This window comes from Ruegeria sp. BC1 (genome assembly GCF_056539305.1).
In genome coordinates, this window is sequence record NZ_JBQFUT010000003.1 from 21,532 (window position 1) to 42,775 (window position 21,244).

General features: G+C 55.0%; 20 protein-coding genes. 12 read left to right on the forward strand and 8 right to left on the reverse strand.

What is annotated here, in order from left to right; all coding sequences use genetic code 11:
• Nucleotides 1–77: 77 nt before the first annotated feature.
• From ubiT to ACR0IY_RS08345, 5 genes are all read left to right on the forward strand, one after another.
• Nucleotides 78–620, forward strand: coding sequence for a ubiquinone anaerobic biosynthesis accessory factor UbiT (ubiT, locus tag ACR0IY_RS08325; protein WP_480672139.1), 543 nt, complete (start codon nt 78–80; stop codon nt 618–620).
• Nucleotides 620–1,597 carry a ubiquinone anaerobic biosynthesis protein UbiU gene (gene ubiU / locus ACR0IY_RS08330; RefSeq protein WP_480672775.1) on the forward strand — a complete coding sequence of 326 codons (978 nt, stop codon included), beginning with the start codon at nt 620–622 and terminating at the stop codon, nt 1,595–1,597. The genes ubiT and ubiU overlap by 1 nt, the downstream gene beginning before the upstream one ends.
• 4 nt (nt 1,598–1,601) lie before the next feature.
• A complete protein-coding gene (gene ubiV / locus ACR0IY_RS08335) occupies nt 1,602–2,504 on the forward strand; it encodes a ubiquinone anaerobic biosynthesis protein UbiV (protein ID WP_480672141.1) in 903 nt (300 codons plus the stop codon).
• The gene (locus tag ACR0IY_RS08340; RefSeq protein ID WP_480672143.1) at nt 2,468–3,766 is read left to right on the forward strand and encodes an NnrS family protein; all 1,299 of its coding nucleotides are present in this window, start codon (nt 2,468–2,470) and stop codon (nt 3,764–3,766) included. Before ubiV ends, ACR0IY_RS08340 begins: the two co-directional genes overlap by 37 nt.
• Nucleotides 3,767–3,957: 191 nt before the next feature.
• The gene (locus ACR0IY_RS08345; protein WP_480672145.1) at nt 3,958–4,221 is read left to right on the forward strand and encodes a hypothetical protein; all 264 of its coding nucleotides are present in this window, start codon (nt 3,958–3,960) and stop codon (nt 4,219–4,221) included.
• A gap of 49 nt (nt 4,222–4,270) precedes the next feature.
• Here the strand turns inward: ACR0IY_RS08345 and ACR0IY_RS08350 are convergent, their stop codons facing one another.
• Nucleotides 4,271–5,164, reverse strand: coding sequence for a helix-turn-helix domain-containing protein (locus tag ACR0IY_RS08350; protein WP_480672147.1), 894 nt, complete (start codon nt 5,162–5,164; stop codon nt 4,271–4,273).
• A 662-nt stretch (nt 5,165–5,826) separates the two neighbouring features.
• On the opposite strand from ACR0IY_RS08350, the gene ACR0IY_RS08355 reads away from it, so the two are divergent.
• The 3 genes from ACR0IY_RS08355 (at nt 5,827) to ACR0IY_RS08365 (ending at nt 10,502) form a co-directional block, all read left to right on the forward strand.
• Nucleotides 5,827–6,795 (forward strand): hypothetical protein, encoded by a 969-nt coding sequence (locus tag ACR0IY_RS08355; protein ID WP_480672149.1) that lies wholly within the window; start codon nt 5,827–5,829, stop codon nt 6,793–6,795.
• Between the two features lie 512 nt (nt 6,796–7,307).
• Complete coding sequence (locus ACR0IY_RS08360; protein WP_480672151.1) at nt 7,308–7,721, forward strand: hypothetical protein; 414 nt, start codon at nt 7,308–7,310, stop codon at nt 7,719–7,721.
• 33 nt (nt 7,722–7,754) lie between these two features.
• Nucleotides 7,755–10,502: an aminotransferase class I/II-fold pyridoxal phosphate-dependent enzyme gene (locus tag ACR0IY_RS08365; protein WP_480672153.1), complete on the forward strand. Its 2,748-nt coding sequence runs from the start codon at nt 7,755–7,757 to the stop codon at nt 10,500–10,502.
• A 191-nt stretch (nt 10,503–10,693) separates the two neighbouring features.
• On the opposite strand, the gene ACR0IY_RS08370 is transcribed toward ACR0IY_RS08365, so the two are convergent.
• Nucleotides 10,694–11,971, reverse strand: a complete 1,278-nt coding sequence (locus tag ACR0IY_RS08370; protein ID WP_480672155.1) for a tetratricopeptide repeat protein — start codon at nt 11,969–11,971, stop codon at nt 10,694–10,696.
• A 126-nt stretch (nt 11,972–12,097) separates the two neighbouring features.
• A complete protein-coding gene (locus tag ACR0IY_RS08375) occupies nt 12,098–12,976 on the reverse strand; it encodes a LysR substrate-binding domain-containing protein (RefSeq protein WP_480672157.1) in 879 nt (292 codons plus the stop codon).
• A gap of 118 nt (nt 12,977–13,094) precedes the next feature.
• Here ACR0IY_RS08375 and ACR0IY_RS08380 point away from each other — a divergent pair, with 118 nt between their 5' ends.
• From ACR0IY_RS08380 to ACR0IY_RS08390, 3 genes are read left to right on the forward strand one after another with little or no spacing between them, the layout of a single operon-like run.
• A complete protein-coding gene (locus tag ACR0IY_RS08380; RefSeq protein ID WP_480672159.1) occupies nt 13,095–13,844 on the forward strand; it encodes an SDR family oxidoreductase in 750 nt (249 codons plus the stop codon).
• Between the two features lie 50 nt (nt 13,845–13,894).
• A complete protein-coding gene (locus ACR0IY_RS08385; protein ID WP_480672161.1) occupies nt 13,895–14,659 on the forward strand; it encodes a maleate cis-trans isomerase family protein in 765 nt (254 codons plus the stop codon).
• Nucleotides 14,660–14,671: 12 nt separating this feature from the next.
• Nucleotides 14,672–15,061 carry an ectoine synthase gene (locus tag ACR0IY_RS08390; protein ID WP_480672163.1) on the forward strand — a complete coding sequence of 130 codons (390 nt, stop codon included), beginning with the start codon at nt 14,672–14,674 and terminating at the stop codon, nt 15,059–15,061.
• Nucleotides 15,062–15,207: 146 nt separating this feature from the next.
• On the opposite strand, the gene speB is transcribed toward ACR0IY_RS08390, so the two are convergent.
• The 4 genes from speB to ACR0IY_RS08410 form a co-directional block, all read right to left on the reverse strand.
• Nucleotides 15,208–16,173: an agmatinase gene (speB, locus tag ACR0IY_RS08395; protein ID WP_480672165.1), complete on the reverse strand. Its 966-nt coding sequence runs from the start codon at nt 16,171–16,173 to the stop codon at nt 15,208–15,210.
• A 22-nt stretch (nt 16,174–16,195) separates the two neighbouring features.
• Nucleotides 16,196–17,476, reverse strand: coding sequence for a TRAP transporter large permease (locus ACR0IY_RS08400; protein ID WP_480672167.1), 1,281 nt, complete (start codon nt 17,474–17,476; stop codon nt 16,196–16,198).
• Nucleotides 17,473–18,087: a TRAP transporter small permease gene (locus tag ACR0IY_RS08405; RefSeq protein ID WP_480672169.1), complete on the reverse strand. Its 615-nt coding sequence runs from the start codon at nt 18,085–18,087 to the stop codon at nt 17,473–17,475. The genes ACR0IY_RS08400 and ACR0IY_RS08405 overlap by 4 nt, the downstream gene beginning before the upstream one ends.
• A 69-nt stretch (nt 18,088–18,156) precedes the next feature.
• Nucleotides 18,157–19,170, reverse strand: coding sequence for a TRAP transporter substrate-binding protein (locus tag ACR0IY_RS08410; protein ID WP_480672171.1), 1,014 nt, complete (start codon nt 19,168–19,170; stop codon nt 18,157–18,159).
• Nucleotides 19,171–19,309: 139 nt separating this feature from the next.
• Here ACR0IY_RS08410 and ACR0IY_RS08415 point away from each other — a divergent pair, with 139 nt between their 5' ends.
• On the forward strand, nt 19,310–20,203 hold the full coding sequence (locus ACR0IY_RS08415; RefSeq protein ID WP_480672173.1) for a LysR family transcriptional regulator: 894 nt from the start codon (nt 19,310–19,312) through the stop codon (nt 20,201–20,203).
• 60 nt (nt 20,204–20,263) lie between these two features.
• Here ACR0IY_RS08415 and ACR0IY_RS08420 read toward each other — a convergent pair whose 3' ends face one another.
• On the reverse strand, nt 20,264–21,160 hold the full coding sequence (locus ACR0IY_RS08420; protein WP_480672175.1) for a LysR family transcriptional regulator: 897 nt from the start codon (nt 21,158–21,160) through the stop codon (nt 20,264–20,266).
• Between the last annotated feature and the right edge of the window lie 84 nt (nt 21,161–21,244).

Below are 21,244 nucleotides of genomic sequence, written 5' to 3' on the forward strand. Positions count from 1 at the left end.
ACAGTCAATTCAGGGAAACCCGGCGCAGCATAGGAAAGCGGGATTGATCCACATCGCTTAGGTGGCAGGAGGCCTGTTTGTCCGATCCCAAAAACTCGATACCGCACTGCCCTGCCCCATTGGCAACCGGCCTGCGGGTCATGCCACTTGCGCCGCTATCGCTATCCCTGACTGTGTTTGCCCGCAAAATCGCCAAAACCCATCCCTGCATGTTCCAACGTCTTGGCGAGCACGGCCGTACGGAATTTGTCATTGATCCGACCGACCTGCCGATTGTCCTGTGCCTCAACCCGAATGGCGGACGGCCAAAGGTGAGACTCACCCGGCGCCAGCCGTCAGGCCCTGCGCGGATATCTGGCCCGTTGGCAGCGCTATTGGGGTTGGTTCATGGCGCGTTTGACGGCGACGCCCTGTTTTTCTCACGCGATCTCGTGGTCGAGGGCGACACCGCCGCAGTCCTGGCTCTGCGCAACGCGATCGACGACGCAGAGCTGGATTTGGCGCAGGAGGCCGCCGCTCTTTCCGGCCCATTTTCGCGCCCGTTGCACCAGCTGATCGCATTTGCCGAGCGTCAGACCGGGCTGTGTCTGACCAGACCTGAGGATGCCACCCTATGGTGATGGAAATTGTCTGCCCCGCAGGGACACCTGCCGCCCTGCGTGCTGCCGTAAAGGCAGGTGCGCATACGGTTTATTGCGGCTTTAACGATGAAACCAACGCCCGCAATTTTCCCGGTCTGAATTTCAACCGATCCGAGATGAGAGAGGCCGTGACCTTCGCCCACGGGCACGGTGCCAAAGTGCTGGTTGCCATCAACACTTTCCCCCGCGCCGGGGATGAGGCGATCTGGCACCGCGCCATCCATGATGCCGAAGCCTGCGACGTGGATGCGGTGATTTTGGCCGATCTGGGGTTGCTGGACCACACGGCCCGAAACCACCCAGCCCTGCGCCGACATCTGTCGGTACAAGCGGCTGCGGCCAATGCTGATGTCATAAATTTTTATGCCGAGACCTTTGGTGTCAAACGTGTCGTTCTACCCCGGGTTCTGTCGGTGCCCGAAATAGCCGCGATCAATTCCGAAACCGAAGTGGAAACGGAAGTGTTTGTCTTTGGCGGACTGTGCGTTATGGCCGAGGGGCGCTGTTCACTTTCCTCCTACGCCACTGGGTTGTCACCCAACATGAATGGTGTCTGCTCACCCGCCAGCCACGTGGAATATATTGATGATCATGGCGCACTGGATGCCCGACTTGGTGGCTATCTCATTCACCGTGTCGCTAAGGGTGAGCCCGCCCCTTACCCGACCCTGTGCAAAGGGTGTTTCTCGGCTGGTGACAAAACCGGACATCTTTTTGAAGACCCCGTCAGCCTGAATGCCGAGCGGTTGATCCCTCAGTTGCAAAAGGCCGGAGTAACTGCCCTCAAAATCGAAGGGCGGCAGCGATCGAAGTCCTATGTAGCGCAGGTGGTGCGTAATTTCCGCGCTGCGGTCGATGCACTGGAGGCCGGGCGGCCCCTGCCCGAAGGCATGCTGGCACGGCTGTCCGAAGGGCAAGCCGCAACAACCGGCGCCTACAAGAAAACGTGGAGATAACAGGATGGAACTGACAGTAGGGCCCAACCAGTTTTTCTGGCCTGCCGAAACCTGGAGCGGATTTTACGACGATTTGACCGCCTCACCCGTGAACCGTGTCGTGATCGGAGAGCTTGTCTGTTCCAAACGATTGCCATTCTATCAGGATCGCATCCCCGAAGCGGTCACAAAGCTGACCGAGGCCGGGAAAGAGGTTGCCCTAACCAGCCTTGCCTTGGTGACCCTCAAGCGAGAACGCAAGCTGACGGCGGAATTGGCCGAGATGGGCGCTATGGTCGAAATCAACGACCTGACCGCGCTTGCCAGTCTGCCTGGGGACTGCGGTTTTTCCGTTGGCCCTCTGGTGAATGTCTACAACGAAGGCACGTTGCGGTGGCTGGCCTCTCGTGGTGCGCGGCGCGTATGCCTACCGCCGGAATTGCCCCTTTCATCTGTCGAAGCGCTGGCAAAGGAAGGCGCCGATCTTGGTATTGCAATCGAAGTTTGGGGCCATGGGCGCCTGCCGCTTGCGATATCCGGGCGTTGCTATCACGCGCGACTGCACGGTCGTACCAAGGACAACTGCCAGTTTGCCTGCGAGGACGACCCGGACGGGCTGGATGTGCTGACTTCGGATGGCAAGCCGTTTATGGCGATGAACGGCGTGCAGACCCTGTCCGATAGCCATGTCTGCACCGATCACCAAATTGATCTGCTGCGATCTGCCGGTGTGTCCGCCCTGCGCCTGTCCCCGCAATCGAAAGGGTTCGGTCTGCTTTGTACCCTGTACCGCCAACGCATTGATCAGACCCTGCCCAAAGGGCGTCTGGCGCACGAAGTTCGCATTTCGAACCCCGATATTCGGTTAAGTGACGGCTTCTTGACCGGGGCTTGCGGCGCGGACTGGTCGGGCGCGTCACCCAAGTGAAAGCCGCCGCGGGCGAGACCGGCGCAATCCGTGCGTTCTGGCAAGCCCCGCATCGGCCGCTGTTTTCGGCAGCTATATTATATGCTCTGCTGACCGTCGGCTGGTGGCCTTTGGGTGTTGAGTTTGGCCTGCCCCTCCCTGGGTTCGAGCCCGTGGTTCTATGGCATGTTCATGAGTTGACCTTTGGCTTTGCCGGTGCGGCCATTGGTGGGTATCTGTTGACCGCTCTGCCAAGCTGGACTGGGTGCCCCCCGGTTCAAGGCGCAGGTCTGGTCACCCTGTTGATACTTTGGCTATCCGCGCGTCTTGCGATGGCATTGACATACTTTACCCCTATTTGGCTGATTATCGCCCTGAACTTCGGGTATTTTCTGCTATTGGCGTTGGTTGTCGGGTTTCAATTGGTAAAAAATGGGGCCTGCCATAAGATCGTATTTGTGTTCGCCGTTGTTGGGCTGGGTTGCGGCGAGGTTGCGTTTCTGACCACCGCAACCAATGCCTCGCCCTGGGACAGTCTGACGTATGCTCCGACCCTGCTGATCGGGATCGGCATGCTGATGGGTGGCGTTGGCATGCGGGCGATACCTGCCTTCACCAACAACTGGTTTGCTTTGTTCAGTCGCCCGTACCGTGCGCGCACCGCTTCAGACCTTCTCATGCGGCTTGTACAAGGGCTTCTGGCCACAGCCATTGTTGCGTTCTTCGCTGGCCTTCACGATATCGCATTTATCTCCATGATCACCGCAGCATTGACGATCCTATGGGGGATGCGGGGATGGCGAATGACAAGGGCGTTTCCCAATCCGCTGCTTGCCGCGCTTCATCTTTCCTTCCTCTGGTTGCCTCTGGGGCTGATTGCCGTCGGCGTGTCAGGCCTTGCACATGCAGTCTATCCAATGTCCGACGCACTACATGCCATCAGCATCGGTGCGATGTCTGGATTGATTATGGCAATTGGCGGACGGGCAGCAGCACATACCGAAGACGATAACATGAAGGCCAATGCATGCATTGCCATCGGGGTTGCACTGATCTGGGTAACAACATGGATGCGTCTGATGGCTCCGCTAATTCCCGATTTACCAGCTGTGCAATTGGCGGCTGCGACGTGGTGCATCGCCTGGATCGCATTTGCAGTTGGGTTTTTACCGGCGTTGACCGGCCCGTTACGGCGCCCGGCTCTAAGCGGTCGCAGATATTCCAAGCCAGAGAATGATATGAGTAAGATGCCACCACAGCGGGTTCACCGAGACAATCAATAACCGGACCGAGATGCACCCTAGGTATTATGCCTTACGTCAACACCTCGCCAAGTTTTTCCACCTGCCCGCAGTTTCTGTAACCAATTCACAGACCTTTCTTTCGCCCGCCAAAGTCTTGTGACTTCGCGCCACTGACCTTGTCTGCATTTTTGCCGCTCCCACGTGTGTTCCAACCTAAGGAGGCGTATTTCATGATTGATGACGAACCCCGACCAGCCAGTTACTACGACGACCATGACATCTGGACCCTGGACCCAACACCTGCGGACAAACGCGTTTACGAGTCCTTTGCCACAGGTGTAGTCGATCTTGTGCAGCAACTGGACGACAACAAACCCCAATTGTCACGTGACGTTTATGCCAGGTTTTTTGCGTGTTTGCTGAGTCTGTCCAGAGTATTGGGGAAATACGAAGACGGCTGGAAACCGGATTTTCGAACATCAGACCGTCCCTAACCGATCTGCCCGAACCCTCGTTCACAATCCCAAACCCGCAGCCCAGGGATCAGTCAATTCCGAAATGGGCTGAATACACCTTCTGTACCTTCGGACTACGTCGCGCAAATAGCGAGGCGGACATGGTTTTCCCGCTCAGGCACCAAAACTCCAGATCTGCATGCTGTGCATGCGGGCCGAGGAACTGGAAGCTTAGGTCCCGACAAAGCTGATGGCCTATCGGGCTGGCAGCAATCGCAGCCAAATTCCTCAGGTACACCTCACGCTCTGCAAGGTTCTCTAAGATGCTGACAAAGCCGGTTAACAAAGGAAGCGCCGCTTTCTGATGACCTGACGCGATATAGACACCGGCGCAATAGCCGAAGTATTCACCCGGAAGGACTGGGCGCCGAAGCTCTTCCAAGCTGAACTCAGATTCGATCAGACGACGCGCGCGAAACTGCGCCTCAAGTGACTCATTGAGGAAGACCAATCCGATATGAGCTACGAGAACCCCATCCTTTGTCACATATACACCGGACATTGACCCATCCTTTAGGATGTCCACCCAAATGGGATCTCCGGCAGAGAACCCGACGGGAAACTCATGTGCGCCTGAACGTTCCAACGCCTGAACTGCAATGTCGACCGCCTCAACCGACCCCAGTTCGGACGCCACTTCATATTCACGAAGAACCCGATAGCCATTCGGCAACCTCTTCAATCGGGCGTCCCAATCCTCGCGACACGCGACAATTTCATCCAGGGTCCAGCCAAGTTTTTCCATCAACCGGTGTTCCAGATCACCGCGCATAAAGGACAGAGAACGCTCGTACTTGCTGATGGCGTCTACACTGAGGTCAAGCACACCCGCCAGTTCCTCTTGCGTCATCCGGCCATGCACCCCGTTGGACGCACGATAGCTGCGGAGCTTTTGGGCAAAAAGGGAATGAGGAATGGTCATATTGCCTCCGAAATGGCGGAGCGGTTGATGACCAATATGCCCGAAATTGGAGCTTTTCCCAAGCGACTTACGGATGGCTTACGGGTGATTGCGGATTACGTCGGTGGCTGAATTGAACGTATCAACGCAGAGTCGTGGCAGGTAACGAGAAAGGACAACGCCATGACCCGTCGCATATCACCTTTACCCGGCGCGCTTGATGCAATCTTCTTCGGAGCACTGTCAGATAAAGACACCCGGCTTCGGCGTAATCCCAATGATCCGTGGCACCAGAAACGACCAAAACGCGAGGGACCGGTTTCGCCCATGCGCCGCCATCGATTTGCATCTGATCCCGAAACTTAGAACGTCTTCGTCATATTTCCCGGTTTCTGTGGCTTGCGCGATTGACTGGATAATCTACGCGAGCTCAGCACGCTTCCACCCAAACATTTTTTTCGGCAGAGCCCCGCCCCCGGCAGCACAGGGTCAGTGCAAAGGTGCTTTTCTCAGCGCTTAAACCAGACAGGAGCGCCCTTCAATTTCCCTTGACCTTTCTCCCATTATTGCTCAGATTTCTGCAATCTTAAGCTGAATTGAATTTTAATTTTCGAGCAGTGTATTAGGAGTAAGAAATGAATTTGTTTCGGTTTTCGCGACGGTGCGGGCTATTGTGCTTTGGTTTGTTCGCCGCAAGCTGCGGAAGTACGCAAACAGGTGTCAATTCACTCGACCAATTGACAACAAGCACCAGCAATCACGGTGTTCTGAGCAAACCCATCAATTTCAAGTACCCTCTTCAAACTCGATTTCTTGCAGTAAACGGCCTTTTGCCAGTTTCAGGCCCAGGAAGCGCCTGCCTGGCAGACAGCTACCGCCCATCTAGTGCTATAATCTGCTATAGCGATAGTGGCCGGACCGAGGTTGCATACAGGGAATACAAAACCTCTGCCACGCTGGCAGATCTAAAAAGCATCCGAGACGGTCTTAATGCGCTGCAAGTTGAATTGGTGAACCTGCTTCAGGCCGAAGTTGCGGCGGCGGGAGACCCTGCGCTTAACGCGCAAACTCAGGTGGCCCGCGCAAACTCAGCCCAAGCAATCACGAACGCCGCCAAGGCAATCGAAGACAAGGCCCAGAAAGAGAACGTTTTTCTGTTCCGCTGGCGTGGTGATCAAGCGGCTGGCGGCGAAGGAGGGTTCGGCGGCTTTTTCTCTGGCAAGGCGTCAGCGGAAGCATCACAAAGTGGCGTCGTTATCGTTGGTGGTTTGGTGCTGTCACAGTTGCTGATCGGTAAAAATGACTACCAGAGCGTTTTTTCGGGTTATTCCCGAAGCACGAAGATTGCCACCCTCTCTATGGGGGCGCAAAAACACCTGATGTATTTTGCGGATGCCAGTCTGAACGCTGCAATAGCGGCAGAACTGGACGGTACCTTGGACGATCTGTCTAGCAAACTATCCCCCGCGACCGAAGTCGCACTCAAGGCCTACGCCGCAATCGGCTTGGCACAAGAGAACCAGGGCAACTTCTCAGCCGTGCCACTAAGGACAATGCCACTGCAGCAATATCAGGCATCCAGACCAACCGAACAGGTCTTTTATTCGACACTCACGGATGTCGAAACACTGCTTGATGCTTTGAACGACTAGAGGGATTACATCAAGACGACGAAAGTTCTGTCCTAAGAAGGGGAAACGGCGTGTTGTGCGTCTGCAAAAGCTGGTTACCCCAATTACGTTCCTTCCAACCGCGCATTACCAGAACTGCGGCCAATATGGCGGGCGACGGCAGAGTTCGTTATGCCGCCCTCTGGCGCATCTACCCCCAAGCCAGTGTCCTGTCCGCAAAGGTGCGGGTGTTCATGGATATCTTGCTTGAACGCATCGGGCGATACCCAGCGGGGATCAAGGGCAATCCGGGAGTGCCCTTAACGGCAGACGATCCGCTGCCAACAGTCATGATCATAAAAATTAGCCCTTCTTCGTCGCTACTCGATTCCATCAGTGGGCTGCGTGCGCCTCCGGGAAAGAGGCCAAATGATTGCCATAGCCGGTGACCTGTGGACAGCAGGCTTGCACGAACACACAGTTTTATGTTCCGATGAAGAAAGCTGGATCACAACGGCAGTCGCAGTCGGCTAGAAAAAGAGAAGAAAAACGAAATGACACCCTATGGGCCGATCGACCGTTTTGCGCAGCCCGTTTCAAATGAAGACCTGTCCTGCTTTCATGAAGCCGCGCAGCGCTATGGGAACCGGCTTACTTCTGGCTCGATGTTCGACACGCGCAAAGACGAACGGGTCTTAAAAACGTCTTTGGTGATCAAACCGACTGGAGAGATCATTTCGAATTACTCTAAGCTGTTTCCGTTCAAGCCTTATGAACAGAACGCCATTTCTGGTGCAGGTGCCGATCTACACACAGTGGGTCCGCCGCGCATTCCGCAGAAAGGTGATGCCACAGGCATCGCGACATCCAACTCCAGAATGGCGCTGGGATACTCCGAAAACACCGCGAACAAGCAATACATTTTTGTTTTTAGAAAAGGCGCACAGGCACGGACAGATAGCACATAACTGTTCAGCTTCGGCAGAAAGGACACGGGATTTATGCACGGCACTTCCGACAACGAAAAGCTCGACTCCATCTCGGACTATTACAGCGCCTCGCAACTGAGGGCTGACAGGTGGAGCGCGCTGCGGGAAACGGCAGAATCTCTCGATCAACGCGGAAGCGACAAGGATCGGGACCGCGCGCGGCAACTGCTTCGGGCGCTGGCACCGATCGAGATCTACTTTGCATTCCCCGGTGGGTCCGCTTTCGACTATCTTCGACGCTTGCTGGATCACGGCAATTTCGCCGATTTCTCAACCGCCGTTCGCCGGGTGTCGCGGGCACTTACCTCGGGAGCTTTTCGCCGTCGCTCGATCGCGCTGATTGCCGATGAAAGCGAAATTGATGAGTTCGAGGATGAATCAACCCAGAGCCATGAGGCCCGTGCGCTGGGGCGGCCCTATTTTGAGGTCATGATCGTCGATAATGTCAACGAGCATCAGGAACGGTTCCTGCAATCCAGCCTGCAACGCATGCGCCGCAGCGAAGACCCGTTTATTTATGAAACCGTCGTGGTGCCCAGCGTCGAAGACGCCCTGATCGGAGTTCTGTTCAATCAGAATGTACAGGCGGTCATTGTCCGCCCGGGCCTAAGCCTGAAATCCAAAAACGAAACCAATGTATTAGGCCGATATATCAGCCTTTATGGCGAAGGCGCGGATCTCGGAGAGCTGACGCCCTCGGAATACGGACCTGAGACCTGTCGCCGGATAGGTATGCTGCGTCCCGAGCTGGATGCCTACCTGATCACGGACCGCTCGGCCGAAGATATCGCAGGGCTAGATCTGGGCCTGTGCCGCCGGGTGTTCTACAATCAGGAAGACTTTCTGGAACTGCACTTGAACATCCTGCGCGGTGTTCAGCGTCGCTATAAGACACCGTTCTTCACAGCGCTCAAGGAGTACTCCAAACAACCTACGGGCGTGTTCCATGCCATGCCTATCAGCCGCGGCAAATCAATCAGCCGCAGCCACTGGATTCAGGACATGGGGGCATTCTACGGCTCGAATATTTTCATGGCCGAAACCTCGGCCACGTCTGGCGGGCTGGATTCTCTGCTGGAACCAAAAGGGCCGATCAAAGAGGCGCAGGAGGCTGCCGCCCGCGCATTCGGTTCTAAACAGACGTTTTTCGCCACAAACGGCACGTCGACCTGCAACAAAATCGTAGTTCAGGCGTTGGTCCGGCCAGGTGACATCGTGCTGGTCGACCGTGACTGCCACAAATCGCACCATTACGGCATGGTGCTGGCAGGGGCGAGTGTTGTCTACATGGACAGCTATCCGCTGCACGATTACTCCATGTATGGCGCGGTTCCGATCCGTGAGATCAAGCACAAGCTGCTGGCCTTGCGTGCCGAGGGCAAGCTGGACCGGGTGCGTATGGTGCTGCTGACCAACTGCACTTTCGACGGCATCGTCTATAACGTTCAGCGGGTTATGCAGGAATGCCTGGCGATCAAGAAAGACCTTGTGTTTTTGTGGGATGAGGCTTGGTTCGGCTATGCCCGTTTTGCGCCAAACACGCGCGTGCGCACTGCGATGAGATCCGCCAATATCCTGCGCGAACAGTTTCGCACGTCCGAACATGCCGAGGCTTATGCGGCGCAGCAGAAGGAATTGGAGGGCAAGGACGATGACGCGTGGCTCGAAACCCGCCTGATTGCGCCGCCGGATGCGCGCGTTCGGGTTTATGCAACGCAATCAACGCATAAAACGCTAACCGCGCTGCGGCAGGGTTCGATGATCCACGTTAACGATCAGCAGTTCAAAGGCGCGGTCGAAGAGGCGTTTCACGAGGCATATATGACCCACACCTCGACCTCGCCAAACTATCAGATCATCGCCTCACTGGATGTGGGGCGCCGGCAGGTCGAGATCGAAGGATATGAGTTTGTCCAGCGGCAAGTCGAAAGTGCGATGGCAATCCGCCGGGCCGTGACGACTCATCCACTGCTCAGGAAGTATTTCAAGCTTGTTACCGCAGGCGACATGATCCCCGAACAATATCGAGAAAGCGGCATGACCAGCTATTTCGATCCCGATCAGGGCTGGGCCGATGTCTGGGATTGCTGGGCCAAGGACGAGTTCGTTCTGGACGCCACCCGCATCACCCTGCATGTGGGCGCGACCGGCTGGGACGGTGATACGTTCAAGACCAAGATCCTGATGGACAAATACGGTATCCAGATCAACAAGACCTCTCGCAATACCGTGCTGTTCATGACCAATATTGGTACCACGCGCAGCTCGGTCGCTTACTTGATCGAGGTACTGGTCGAGATCGCCAAGGAACTGGACGATCTGATGGAAGATGCCTCGAAGATGGAAAAGCTCGCCTTTGACAAACGAGTCAGAAACCTGAGCGAGCACGTCCCCCCGCTGCCCGATTTCAGCCGGTTCCACGACGCTTTCCGCTGTGAAACAGGTACCGAAGCCGGTGATATCCGCACGGCGTTTTTCCTGTCCTATGACGAAGAAAATTGCGACTACGTTGAACCCGACAGTGAGATGTTGGAACGGCTGGAAGCGGGGGAAGAGATGGTTTCGGCCACTTTCGTGATCCCCTATCCACCGGGTTTTCCCATTCTGGTTCCGGGTCAGGTGATAAGCCCTGAGATCCTCAAATTCATGCAGGAATTGGACGTCTCGGAGATTCACGGTTTCCGCGCTGATCTGGGCCTGCGCATTTTTACCGGAGACGCTTTGAAATCAGTCCAGAAAACAGGAAAGTCGCGAAAATAAGTTCCATGAATGCCCCTCTGGTCATGCCAGGGCGTTTTCCCCGCCTCGGCCAATGTGGTGTAATCCAAACATTCAATGCCCAGACAAACATAACTAGCCAGTGGACCATTACTTTGCGGCCTTGATGGTCACTGGCAACTTAGCTCGTCGCGTAGTGCGCAGTCAGCTGATTAATCGGAAACTCTGCCCACTCAGACAAAGCCGGAAACGGGGGCCTTCCGGCCGAAGATCGGGCGGCGTGTTTCGATCATTCGTTGCGCCTCAGGGGCGGATCCCAATTTCAGTAGCAGGTTTATGTAAGTCAACTCCAACAGGTCACGCTGCGCCCGGCTGCCGCCGAGACGAGCATGATCTGCCATAGCCGGAGTAAGAAGTTGCAGCGCAGCCGCCCAATCTTGCCGCGCGATTGCACCCCATGCCTGTGCCACTGGGCGCACAAGGTCTGCGGCATAGCCCAATTGTGTTTCAGTCAGGACCGCAAGGCCCTCTCCGTCTCCAGCCATGGCGTGAGCAAGGGCGCTGTGAATGTCTGCAAAACTCATACCCGGATTTGGAAAAAACCTTGATGCGTAGTCACTCAGGTCGCTCCAAAGTTCAGGCGCCACTCTGAAGCCCGCTATCTCAGCCCGATGCAAAAGTGCAGCAGCATCGGTCAGCACATTGAGAGGCAGCGAATGAGACGCGGCGGGAGCAATCGCACCCTTGTATATCGTCCATAGCTCCGCCTCGTCTCCCTGCTCCAAAGCCCACAACGCGAGATGCCAGCTCAGGTGACCATGAAGCACTGAACGCCTGTCATATTCGCCGATCCAATCGGAAAGGTAGGCACGGCCAGCCTCCCCCGCCCCCTGTTCGTACAGCGTATGCGCCTTGAAGTGTGACGCATTCGCATTGGCATTATTCAGGGCAAGTGAGCGATCCATCATGGACATTGCCTCATCAAGCTGTCCGACTTCGCACAGCGCCTGACCATGCACGCTCAGGATCCACCAATCCTCGCCTAAGGCGTCATATAGTTTGGTCGTGTATGCAAGTTGCAAGCTTTCCCGACCGGGTTCGCCCGACGTTCCAATCAGACCAAAAATGTTGGTGCAAATCTGCGCGACCAAGACGTCTCGCGGATAGATTGCTGTATGGTCCTGAACCGCGCTGCGTGCTTCGGAGACGCGCCCGTGAACCAAAAGATCGAAAATCGCGAGATGGCTCGCTTCGCGATCAGTCAACCCAGGCGCGCAGGCATGGGCAGATATTATTGCCTCTTGAGCGCCAGGAATATCACCGTCATACATTCGCGCTCGGGCAACTCCAACATGCGCCAGCGCAAAGCCCGGATCTGCCGCAACGGCGGCGCAAAAGGCGTCACGAGCACCAAACGTTGCCGCAAGAATGTGATTAACCCCCTCAACATAGGCATGCTGCGCTTCGGGTACGCTGGTTGTCAGTGTCAATCCGTATTGATCGGCTAGCATTTCCAGACCTCGTTATTCATCGGTACTTTCAACCGTGCCTGCAAGCATGCGCGCAACGTTAGCACAAATTCAAAACCCAAAGCAGCCGAGTGGATTTCCGTCGCCCTTAGGCCTTGAACGAAAGGCTCAAATCGACATGAGCCACTTCTTGAAGATTCTCACAGCAACGCGCTCTTGATCGCCCTGGCGGCAGACAAAGTATAGCCCGCGGTCCAAAGGTAAACTGCTGTCATCCAGACGTATCAGCCGTCCAAGGTCCAGGTCCCTCTCTGCCAAAAGATGCCTTGCCAACGCGACACCTTGCCCGTCTATCGCGGCCTCCAGCAAAACGGCACTATCCACGTATTTAATGCTTTGCGAATGGATTCGATCAGCACGCAGCCCAACTTGCGAGGCCCAGCTTTCCCATCCGACATTGAAGGCATCGTGCAATAGCGGGAGATCAGCAATGTCCTCGGCGCGCATCGGCAGCCGCGTTTTCCCAACAAGGGAAGGTGCTGCGACGACAATCAATTCCTCTTGTCTTAATTGCTCATGGTACAGCCCGCCCCAACCGGGTTCCCCAAACCGCAGGGCCACATCAACCGCAGACGTATCGAAATCCGCAAAGGCATCATTTGTGTCCAGCAATAGCGCGATACCCGGATGCTGTTGCTGAAAAGAACTGAGCAGCGGCACAAGCCATTTGAGTGCCAGCGATGTCGACAAGGACACCGTAATCGACTGGCGGTGATGCAGCCGCTTCACCTCCATGACCCCCAGCTGCAATGCGGAAAACGCCCCGCGCGTTGATTGATACAGACGCTCTCCGGCCTTGGTCAGTTCAACGCCATTGGGGCGGCGATGAAAAAGCGTCACGCCAAGATGCAGTTCCAGCAACTTGATTTGCCGACTGATCGCTCCGTGGGTGACATTCAGCACATCCGCCGCTTTGGACAGGCTGGAATGGGTTGCGGTTTCGTCAAAGGCCTGCAGGGCCCGAAGGTGTCTGAGGTTCTCCATCATGTGAGAAAATCTAACATCTACGCATCAAAAACTCGATAGGTTCCTTCTATCTAAGGGAGTTACACTGACATCAACCCAGCAAATCTCACACACTTTTCACTCGAGGAGGGAAGAAACCATGCCTGAAGCCAAAGTCGCGATAATGACCGGTACAGGACAAGGCATAGGCCGGGGATGTGCCATCGAAATGGCAAAGGCAGGCTACAAGGTCTCGCTGATGTCCCCTTCCAATCGCTCGGTCGAACTGGCGGAGCAGCTTGGCGGCATTGGTCGCCGCGGTTCTGTGCTGGATGTCAACGATCTGCAAGCGATGATCGACGACACCATGAGCAAGTACGGGCGTATCGATGCAATCGTCAGCAATATGGGCCACGGCGGAACGGTGCCCGAAGCCATCAAGACCGTCGGTTTCGATCCTGACTTTGACGGGCCGCTCTTGGAACTCAGCGACGAGTTGTGGCACGAAAGTCTGGATATGTATGTGCTGAACGTCGTCAAGATCGCCCGGATCGTCACGCCGATACTGATCGAACAAGGTGGGGGTGCTTTCGTGAACATTTCCTCGATGAACACAACCGAACCACGTGCGCCCTACCCCATGAGCATGCTGCGCGGCGCACTGCACAGTTTTTCAAAGCTCTATGGCGATCGGTATGCACGGCACAATATTCGCATGAACAACCTGCTGCCGGGGTTCTGCGAAAACGTAAACCTGTCCGAACAGGCCCGTCGAGAGATCCCTGCCCAGCGTCCCGCAACGTTTGAGGAAATTGGTCAGGCCTGCGTGTTTCTCGCCAGCGAGGGGGCTCGGTATATCAACGGTCAGAGTATACTGTCCGACGGCGGGATGAACCGTGCAGTCAGATAAATCGAAGCGCATCTGAACAACTGTTACAATAGTCACTGATGGAGCCCCAGATGCGGGATTTACCGCCGACCCAACAAAGCGTTACCGCGCATCTTGACGCGCTGCCGGCACCTTACAAAATCGGCCTTATTGCCTTGTCTAGCGATATGGTAACGGAACGGGATTTTAGTCTGATGACACCACGAGGCGGTTCGGTCGCCTATTACACAACTCGAGTTCCGCTTACGATCCCGGTAACAGTTGAAAATCTGCGACTGATGGCGCCAAAGCTCGTCGAGGCCGCTTCACTGATTCTGTCAACCGGGGATCTAGATGTTATTGCCTATAGCTGCACCTCTGCTTCAGTCGCCATTGGTACTGATAAAGTGACGGCGCAAATCCGCGAGGGGCGACCGAATGTCAAAGTGGTGACGCCGATTTCGGCCGCGATGGCTGCTTTCAGAAAGTGTAATGTAAAGCGGATTACCCTGCTGACCCCATACACTGCTGATGTCACCCAATCCATGGCGAACCACATAGAAGAACACGGGGTAGACGTGCTGAACTTTGCGCATTTCGATCTGCTTGATGATCAGGATATGGCGCGTATGGCGCCAGAGCGCATCCATGATGCAGCTTTCGCGATCTCGCACCCAGATGCCGACGCGGTATTCATTTCCTGCACGGGCATTCGATCGGTAGAAACAATAGAGCGACTGGAAAACTCGCTGAACAAGCCGGTATTTTGCAGCAACCAATGCATGTTCTGGCAGTCTTTGCGATACTGCGGCTACGGTGCCCCCGTTACCGGGTTTGGTCGACTTTTGACAATGTAGATGGGCTTCAAAATGATTGTAACTTCATTGAACGAAATCGTTGGCACAGATCGGGACGTCTCCGGCCCGGGTTGGAACAGCAGACGGCTATTGCTTGCCTCTGACGGCATGGGGTTTTCACTTACCGATACGATCATCAAAAAGGGTGCAGTGCTCGAGCTTGAGTACACCCACCATTTGGAGGCGTGTTATTGCATCGAGGGAAACGGGCAGATCAGGACGTCCAGCGAAGAAACCTGGCATTCCCTTGAGCCATATACCCTTTATGCCTTGGATCAGAATGATCGGCATTTGGTGCGGGCGACGGACTCTGATTTACGGCTTGTGTGCGTCTTCAATCCGCCGCTAAGCGGGCGGGAAGTACACCGAAAAGATGGAAGCTATGCACCGGCTGACGACTAAGATTATAGCCCGCTCTGATCCGGACTGAGTATTCGAGGTGACGGTGTCGGCATCGTCGTCGTGGTGGATCGCCCCGACGCGCGATTTTGTATGGCCGCGCGTCGGGACAGCTGGGCATCCGGGATGAAGAATGCCAGGGAGGGAAACTAAGATTTGTTGTGGAAAATAAACCCGATGAAATTCAGCAGAAGCTGTGCTGCAAGAATTTGTGTGCTTTCGGCTGGATCGTAGGCGGGGGCAACCTCGACCAGATCTATGCCAACGACGTCCCCACGTTTGCTTAACCCCTGAAGAATCTCCAGAACATCATAGTATTGGAACCCGCCATGGCTGGGCGTGCCGGTACCCGGAGCGATTGAGGGGCAAAAAGCGTCGATATCGATTGTCACGTAGTACCGGGTACCAGCCGGGATACGATCCAGAACACCTTGAGTACCTAGTTTGCGAACCTGCCGGACAGATAAGATATCGGACCCACGCGCGCGCGCGTCTTCATAGCCTTCTTTTGCTGTCGAGGACACATTGCGGATGCCCAGTTGGGTCATCCCGGAAACATAGTCCTTTTCGATAGCGCGGCGCATTGGATTGCCATGACCTTCGGTCACGCCGTGGCGTTCATCGACAAAGTCGAGGTGCGCATCAATCTGGATCACATGGATCGGACCATTTTTTGCGCAATCCTCTTCATACGCGCGGATGCATGGAATGTTGACCGAGTGATCACCGCCGATGGTGACCGGAATGGCACCCGCATTTAGGATTTTCTTTACACCATACTCAATATTGGCGTGACTTTCCTTAGTCTTGGTGTGGATGATATCCGCGTCACCCAGATCGACGATGCGCACGTCGCTGCCCAGATAGGTGGCGTCATCTTCGTGATCATAAGCGCCCGCATGGCCAAAGCTGAACAAGGTTGACGCCTCACGGACCGAGCGCGGGCCAAACCGCGCACCAGAACGGAACTGACATCCAAAATCGAACGGGGCACCAAGGATTGCAACGTCGGCGTCGATTTCATCCCAGTTTTCTACGTAAGGTTTCTTGCCAAAGGTCGAGATGCCGACAAAAGGCAGGTTCAGGCGACCAGCTTCATAACCATGTCCAGACATGATTTCTCCGTTTCATTTTTTGTTAACGATAGGCCAGTTCCGGCAGGAACAGAGCGATTTGAGGAAAGGCGACCAGCAGCCCCGTCACAATCAGCAGGATGATCAGGAACGGCGGCACACCGCGGACAACTTCGACAAAAGGTCGACGGAATACCGCGATTGCTGTGAACAGATTGCAGCCGAACGGGGGTGTAGCCGCTCCGATGGCGACCTGCAGTGTGATCAGCACGCCAACCAGTACCGGATCAAGCCCGGCTGCCTTTATCATGGGGGCGAAAATCGGCACGAGGATCAAGATGACCACGATCGAATCCACAAACATGCAGCCAACGAAGAACGCGATGTTGACGGCCAGAAGCGTCATCAGTGGCCCGGCCTCGGACAGACCAAGGGACGCAATGATCTGTTGCGGCACCTGAGCAAAGCTCAGCGTCCAGCTGAACGCGGCGCCAGCGGCGATCAGGATGAAAACAACAGACGTTATCGCACCCGTCGACAAGGCTATATCCCAGAGATCAGACAACTTGACCGAACGGAAAATCACCAGTTCCAGCACCACCGCATAGAGCACGCAGATGGCAGCCGCCTCGGTGGGTGAGAAAATTCCGCCGTAGATGCCGCCTACAATGATCGCGGGGAAGCCCATCGGCCACAGCGCGCGGCGCATGGCGGTGAAACGCTTTCCCCAGTCTTCACGTGGAAGCACTGGAATATCGTGGCGATAGGCGTAGACCATGCAATAGGCCGAAAACAGCACCACGATCAGCAACCCGGGCACGATGCCGGCAATGAACAGTTGCGAAATCGAAGTGCCAGAAACCACGCCATAAATGATCATGCCAATGGACGGAGGGATCAGATAGGCAAGGTCAGCGGCATTCACGATCAGCCCAATGGAAAAGCTGTCGGAGTAACCGGATTTCAGCATCCGTGGACGCATGGCACCACCGATGGCCACAACAGTTGCCTGCGTCGACCCGCAAACCGCGCCGAACAGGGCGCAGGCAGAGGTGACCGAGATTGCCAACCCACCCTTGATATGCCCCATAAAGCTCATGACTACGTCAATCAGACGGTTGGCTGAATGGCCACGGGTGATAATGTCAGCCGCCAGAATGAACATGGGAACCGCTATCAGCGCCGCAGGTTTGACCCCTCCGATCATCTGTTGGATCAGGATCTGCATGTTCATATCGGGGAAATAGATCAAAAAACCCAGTACCGCCGCCGAGATCAGCGGCATTTTCATCGGGAACCCCGCCAATAGCAGCAGGATCATCACTGCCAGCATCAGTTCCGTCATTGGCTCACCTCCTCGGGTTTTTCTGATTCCTCATGTCGGCGGATCGCTGCCGCGGTCTCGGGGTCCTCGTAACTATCGACTTCCAGATACGAGACGTAGACCTCTTCTTCAGCGAAATTCAGGTTTCGAAGGGCCGTGAGAAGATATTGGAAGGATGTCAGGGCCAGGCCGATCACCACCCAGACGTAGGTCAGATAAAGCGGCAATTGCAGCGCCGGGGTGATGCGGCCCCGTGAGGCAACTTTTTGCACATATTCAAACGCGTACCAAGCGAGCACGGCCATCACCAGTGATGTTGTAGCCGCGATGATGATCATCAGCCCTTTGCGCATCTTGATCGGAAGGGCGTCATAGATCGCGGACATGCGGATATGGATGCCCTTGCGTGTGGCATACCCGAGCCCCATGAAAGTCACGATGACAATCAGGAACTCGTTGAGTTCTTCGGAAAAATAGATGGACTGGTTGAACACGTACCGCCCGAAAACATTGGCGATTGTGTTGACGGCCATCAGTATAATCCCCCAGCTCAGGATCCAGACCTCAACCCGCCCGATGACGGCATCAATCTTTCCCAGAAAGCCGAAAGGAGTGGCGGTGCCGCTTTGCATGGTGTCCCTCCCTTTTGACATCCCTCACGCGCCGAACGCGTGAGGATTTTTTCTGTGAGTGGTCTGGGATCAATTGCCCAGTTCGGCCTGAAGTGCGTCCAGCAATTCCTGACCGCGAGGGCCGACGATTTCGACATATGCAGCCGATGTATCCGTGCTTTGGGCGCGGAAAGCGTCACGCTCGTCTTCGGTCAGAACGACCAGGCCAATATCGGGTTTGGCTTCCTTGATGATATCAAGCCGCTTCTTGTTGAAATCTGATACTACACCGTCAATGAAACCGGTCATGTCGGCCATAGTGTCCCGCACAAGTTGCTGACGATCGGGGCTGAGGGTTTCAAACCAGTCGGACCCTGCCACGACAGTGGTGACCAGCTCTTGCTCACCGGCCCAGATCAGGTGGCTGGTGACTTCGTAGAACTTCATTTCTTCAATGGTCGGGATTGGGTTGACCTGACCATCGACGGCCCCGAGTTGCAGCGCGCCAAAAACCTCACCAAATGGCAGCGGAGTCGGGCTGGCACCCATGTTTTTATAGGTTTCCAGCAGGATTGGAGACACCATTACGCGCATCTTGAAGTTTTCGAAATCCTCAGGTGTGCGGATTTCGCGGTTGGTGGTCCAGACCTGCGGGCCTTCCGAATACATGGTCAGAACTTCCAGACCACGCTGGCGGAAATCCTCGTTCAAAGGACCGTAAATGGTTTCCGAGCTGCTGAGCATATCCGACGTCACGGCCGGATCGGACGGCAACAGATATGGCAGCAGGAAGACCTGACTTTCAGGTACGATCGTGCCCAGGTTGCCAATCGACACGTTGGTGAACTGGATGATGCCGTCGGCTGCTTGCTCGACGGTTTCGGTGGGGGTGCCAAGGGTTCCCATCGGATAGACGGTTACGGTCACTTCACCATCGGTTGCCGCTTCGATGCGTGATTTGAACTCCTGCGCGTAGGCATCCATGATGGAGCCCGGAATTTCCTCGATGGCGAATTTCCAGTCTTCTGCCAACGCGCTGATCGGCGCCAGGCTGAACAGCGCCGCCGCCATGGTCATCTTTGTTTTGTTTAAAGAGAATGTCACGCGAATGTCCTCCCATTTCGCTTTGCTAACCAAGGATTGCTGAGGACAAGCACAACATGGTTTGTTTCATGAAAAAATACTATCTTGATTATCTTTGCATGAAGTATTTTTATGTTATGACCATCAAAGGGGCATGCAGTTGAGACTGCTTAGAAATACACTTCTCGAAACATTTGTTGCCGTGGTCGATTGTGGCGGTTTTACCGATGCCCAGTTTACACTGGGCATCACACAATCCGCCATCAGCGTTCGAATTCGCGATCTGGAAACGGCGCTTGGATACCGAGTGTGCGAACGTGGCCGCGGGGGATTCCGCCTTACTGAACGGGGTGAAATCGCTTATGCCAAAGCTAAAGATATCTTGCGTAGCGCGCGTGATTTCGACGCCGAGCTTCTGGAACTTCGGAACGTAACAACCGGCGATCTACGGATCGGTGTCGTGGATGCCGTCAATACCCTTGCCGAACTGAACTTTGGTAAGTCGCTCAAACGGTTTCTGGATCGGCCAAACGACGTTCGCCTGGAAATCGTTGTTGCCTCACCCACAGAACTAACACAGCAGTTGATTACTGGTGAGTTGCACGTCGCGATTGCGCCATTCCGCAATCAAGTTGCCGAACTGACCTACACCAAACTATGCCAGGAAGAACACAGGCTCTATTGCGGCCCAAACCATCCTTTGTTCGAATTGCCCAACGACCAGATAGATCTGAACGTCATCCCAGAGCATCAAATATGCCAGCGATCATATAGCATGCTGGTATCGCCCGAGCTTCAATCCAGCGACCCGCAAGCTATCGTGGCAAATATGGAAGCAATGGCCACCCTGATCGAAACCGGACATTTCCTGGGACCACTACCCGTTCACTTCGTGGAAAGCAGAGTGCAAAACAGGAAACTCCGCGAGCTGGCACCGAACAGATTGAACTGGACTTCCGAATTCTACCTTGCAACCCGATCCACAAGCCTGCTCAGGCGGGCCGTCGAGCTTTTCGTTGAAGATGTAGTTCAGTCTTGCGGGGCGGGTACCTAGCCGCGAAACGCCTAAAATGTTCTGACCAGTAGGTATCAACCTAATATGGATATTTTGTGCTCAGCCCCGCCAAACATCTTGCGGGATGTTAAAAAGCTGCCCCTGAATCCACTGGCCCGCCTTGCCCAGAACGTGTTGTTCTGTCCAAACAAGATCAATGCCTTCCAGTGCGTCGCTTTGTTGGAAGGTGTATTCCATTTGAGCCATCTTGTTCGATCTCACCAGATCTTTGACAACCGGCAACGGTAACTCAGCCCACCCCAATCCACGCAGGACCAGTTCAACAATCATATGCGGGCTTTCCGCGTACCAAATCGAAGCACTCTTGATTTCGCCAACCTGCCCATGAACATCGCGCGACCGGCTTCTGAGAACCAATTGCCGATGTTGCCTGAGATCCCTGTGAGCAACACGATCCAATTCGGCCAGAGGATGGGATGTACAGCAAACCGGAACCAATGCTGAGTGTCCAACACCTCGAAACTGAAAGCCGGTCGGATAACTTTCCTGTTCGGTCATAAGGCCCAGCATTGCGCGCCCCTCTTTCAGCAAAGTCGCTGTATCGTTGGGACCGGTGGTCAGGACCTCGAGCGAGACGTTGGGAAATTTATCAGAAAAACCGCTTAACACTTCCAAAAACGGTGTCAGATTGATCCCCTGTTCAACCGCAATGCAAAAGTTGTCTTCTAACCCTTCCGACATCGACGTCGCCTTGGAATGAAATTCCTGATTTCCAAGTAGGATGCCTCTGGCATAGGGCAACAGCGATTGGCCGGCCTGTGTAAGCGTCGGGGACCTGCTGCTTCGGTCAAAAAGCTGAAGATCCGTATCGATTTCAAGGTTGGCGATTGCAGTTGATACCGCCGACTGGGCTTTCTTCATTTTCCGCGCAGCCGCAGAGAAAGAACCAAGTTCTGCGGCAAACACAAAGGCCTGCAAACTCTCGGGTGATGGCATAACCAACCTATCTGTTTTTCAGATACTAATTAACTATAAATGTCTGGATTATTCAATAGAAGCATAACCAACAATGGAGTTGGA